Below are 3,413 nucleotides of genomic sequence, written 5' to 3'. Positions count from 1 at the left end.
GCTTATTTTCCCATCAAAAACAGTGATCGCAGGGCCCGTCATGAATACCGGCTCTCCACGGCCTGCCCAGCTAATCGTAAGCTGACCGCTAGTCAGGTCGACCGTGACGTCGTAATCCAGTAAATGTTGTTCAATGCCTACGACCACAGCGGCGCAAGCGCCGCTACCGCAGGCCAAAGTTTCCGCTGTGCCGCGCTCGTAAACACGAAGCTTGATATGGTTACGGTTAACCACCTGCATAAAACCAATATTAGCCCGTTCAGGAAATAATGGATGACTTTCCAAGATCAGCCCTAATTCAGTCACCGGAGCCAGATTGATGTTCTCCACTTGAATGACAGCATGAGGATTGCCCACGGACACCGCACCGAACTCTGTTAACGTGCCGTCAGTTTCGACAGAATACGTTTGCGATTCTTGGGTGGCAAGCAAAGGAATCTCAACTGGCGTATGTCTGGGTATTCCCATGTTGACCGTAACCAGATCATTTTCAGTCAGCTTAAGTACAAGTTGGCTCGTGTTCGTATCGACTCTTATCTCATCGCCACTGAACAAGTTTTTTTCGCGCACAAACCGCGCAAAACAGCGGGCGCCATTACCGCATTGCGCGACTTCACTGCCGTCAGCATTAAAAATGCGGTATTTAAAGTCAGCGTTGTTGCTCACCGGTTTTTCAACCAGCAGCAGTTGATCAAAGCCCACACCAAAGTGACGGTCAGCCATGAAACGGATTTGCTCCGGGGACAAATTAATGGACTGGTTGATCGCGTCGATCACTACGAAGTCATTCCCCAGTCCGTGCATTTTTGTGAAATTAATCATTTTTCGGTATTAAACTAATTATTGGGCTGTGAAAGTATTTACCACAAAGGTCACGAAGGACACGAAGAATATGATTCTATGAATTCAAACTATTGAAAACTTCGTGTCCTTCGTGGGGAATAGTCACAAACACGAACTCCACTCAGTCCCATACGTGTCTCCCTGTTACAAGGCCAACAGATGTTCCCCCGCCCAGAGATGTGCAATGCGTTCCCGCTCACGGATCACACGCACTTTTGTCCCATCAACCATTATCTCGGGGACACGAGGCCTGGAATTGTAGTTGGAACTCATACTAAATCCATACGCGCCGGATGAACGTATCGCCAATAAATCGCCTTGGTTGATCTTTAAGGCCCGATTTTTGCCAAGGAAATCGCCAGTCTCGCACACGGGGCCGACTATATCCCAATGCTGTTCGTCTGCATCACTTTGCTTGATAACCGGAATAATATCCTGCCAAGCGCTGTACAAGGTCGGGCGCACCAAATCATTCATCGCAGCGTCAACGATTGCAAAATTTTTATGCTGCGTGGTTTTCAGGTATTCAACCTGGGTCACCAAAATTCCGGCGTTACCGACGATAGCGCGGCCTGGTTCGAGAAGAATTTCATACTCTTGTGTGCCTAGACGCGCCAAAATCGCCTGTATGTATTCGGACGGTTCTGGTGGCTGCTCATCTTTATAGCAAATCCCCAGCCCTCCGCCTAAATCCAGATGATGGAGGTGGATTCCTTCGGTTTTAAGGGCATTGACCAGATCAAGTATCCGATCCAGGGCGTCCAGGAATGGCCCGGATTCTGTCAACTGCGAGCCGATGTGGCAATCTATGCCCACAACCTCGACATTGGGCATTGCCGCTGCACGCCGGTATTCAACCAAGGCTAGCTCGATATCAATGCCGAATTTGTTCTCTTTTAATCCGGTAGAGATATAGGGGTGCGTTTTGGCATCCACATCGGGATTTACCCGAAAAGAGACTGGCGCGACAATACCCAACTGCCCAGCAAGCAGGTTAATCCGGTCCAATTCGCCGCTGACTTCAATATTAAAGCAGCGTATGCCGGTTTTCAGCGCTGCTAGTATCTCGTCCTCGCGTTTACCGACTCCAGAAAAAACAATTTTTTTCGGGTCGCCTCCGGCTGCGATAACCCGTTCCAACTCACCTAATGACACAATATCAAACCCGGAACCCAAGCGTGCCAACAGATTCAAAATGGCAATATTGGAATTGGCCTTAACCGCATAGCAGATGAGATGTGTTTGCTTACCAAAAGCATGGTCAAATGCTTTCCAGTGCCTTTCTAATGTTGCCCGTGAATAAATGTAACAAGGGCTGCCCTGTTGATAGACGATGTCCTGTACAGAAACATCTTCAACAAATAATTCGTCGTTTCGGTAGTTAAAATAATCCATTGTTATTGTTTTTTTGCGGGTTGCTTGATTTTCGGTTGTGGCGGCGGTTCTGGTCTTGTCTCTTTGTCTTTTGTTTCAGGTGCCGGTTCTGGCTCCACGTAGATAGGTGGCTTATCGGAAGGCAAATACAATGGCCCAGGCTGTCCGCAGCCTGGTAACACCAAGCATAATAAAAACAACGCGAATCTATAGTCTTTCATCATTGTCGATTAACATTTAGTCATAATTGGCGGCATGATAAGCTGAAATCCAACAAAAGGCATCAGAAAGCAACAACTGAATTTGATTTAAAACTCACCCAAACCTGTTCACCTAGATGGATTTTTATGTCATTTAGCGCTTCATAGGTGATTAATACCTGAAAAATCTCACCCGCGTCAACCGCCACCCTGACTCTGCCCATTTCCTCCGAGATAGCCAACGCCTTCCCCTGAAACTGGTTACGGATACTGGAAACCAAAGGCTGCCTGGATAACACACACTCATGTGGATCAATCGAAACATGCTGGCAATCGACTACATCGGCTGTCAATACGATGTCTATTTTACCGGTACTGAATACATGCTGCTTACACACACCGTGATACAGGTTAACAAGGGGGGATTTGATTTGCTCACCTTTTACCAGCGAAATGACTTCATCAGCAAGCGCCAAGGCCTGTAACCTGTCGTGCGTACTGAAAATCAGGGTTGCTTGCATTTCGTGGAGATACTCGCTAATAACCTGTTCCAATAACGGATTGCTGTCTTGATCGAGATAGCTGAACGGTTCATCGAGCAACAAGACGTTTGGATCGGTCACCAGCGTCCGTGCTAAAGCCGTTTTTTGCAATTCCCCGCCCGATAAACTTGCGGCCTTATGAACTTTGAGATGACCGATATTCAGGCGTTCTAAAATCTTATCAATCCTGTTTTGCCATAAATTTTTCGGTATGCCTCTCAATTTCAGCGCCAGATTGAGATTATCCAGGACAGTTCCGTGCAACATATAGGGCTTTTGCTGCAGATAACCGATACGCCGCCTGTAGACTAAGCAATTTTCCGGCCGGGCGTGTTCCCCAAAAAACAGGATGTGGCCTAAGCTAGGCTTTTCGATAAAAGCAAGTAGGTTTAATAAGGTGCTTTTGCCGCAACCATTCGGGCCAACAAGCGCTGTCAACTTACCTGCATCAATG

General features: G+C 47.4%; 4 protein-coding genes. All 4 read right to left on the bottom strand.

Going from position 1 to position 3,413, the window contains the following annotated elements:
* A partial coding sequence (gene dapF / locus ACLQ6D_RS00530) for a diaminopimelate epimerase (protein ID WP_411725291.1) occupies positions 1-822 on the bottom strand: 822 nt, incomplete at its 3' end.
* A 165-nt stretch (positions 823-987) separates the two neighbouring features.
* Entirely contained in the window at positions 988-2,238 is a 1,251-nt protein-coding gene (gene lysA / locus ACLQ6D_RS00525) for a diaminopimelate decarboxylase (RefSeq protein ID WP_411725290.1), read from the bottom strand.
* A 2-nt stretch (positions 2,239-2,240) separates the two neighbouring features.
* Positions 2,241-2,441 (bottom strand): LPS translocon maturation chaperone LptM, encoded by a 201-nt coding sequence (gene lptM, locus ACLQ6D_RS00520; protein WP_411725289.1) that lies wholly within the window; start codon positions 2,439-2,441, stop codon positions 2,241-2,243.
* Positions 2,442-2,500: 59 nt separating this feature from the next.
* Positions 2,501-3,413, bottom strand: a 913-nt coding sequence (locus ACLQ6D_RS00515; protein WP_411725288.1) for an ATP-binding cassette domain-containing protein, incomplete at its 5' end; no start/stop codon positions are given.

It is taken from the genome of Methyloglobulus sp., from assembly GCF_046714055.1.
Lineage (GTDB): Bacteria > Pseudomonadota > Gammaproteobacteria > Methylococcales > Methylomonadaceae > Methyloglobulus.
The sequence above is the reverse complement of the archived record's forward strand: the minus strand, read 5'-3'. Positions and strand labels throughout refer to the sequence as shown.

What these genes read in the sequence shown, in the direction of transcription:
- lysA (WP_411725290.1), bottom strand. Translation starts at nt 2,238, where the DNA reads ATGGATTATTTTAACTACCGAAACGACGAATTATTTGTTGAAGATGTT.
- lptM (WP_411725289.1), bottom strand. Translation starts at nt 2,441, where the DNA reads ATGATGAAAGACTATAGATTCGCGTTGTTTTTATTATGCTTGGTGTTA.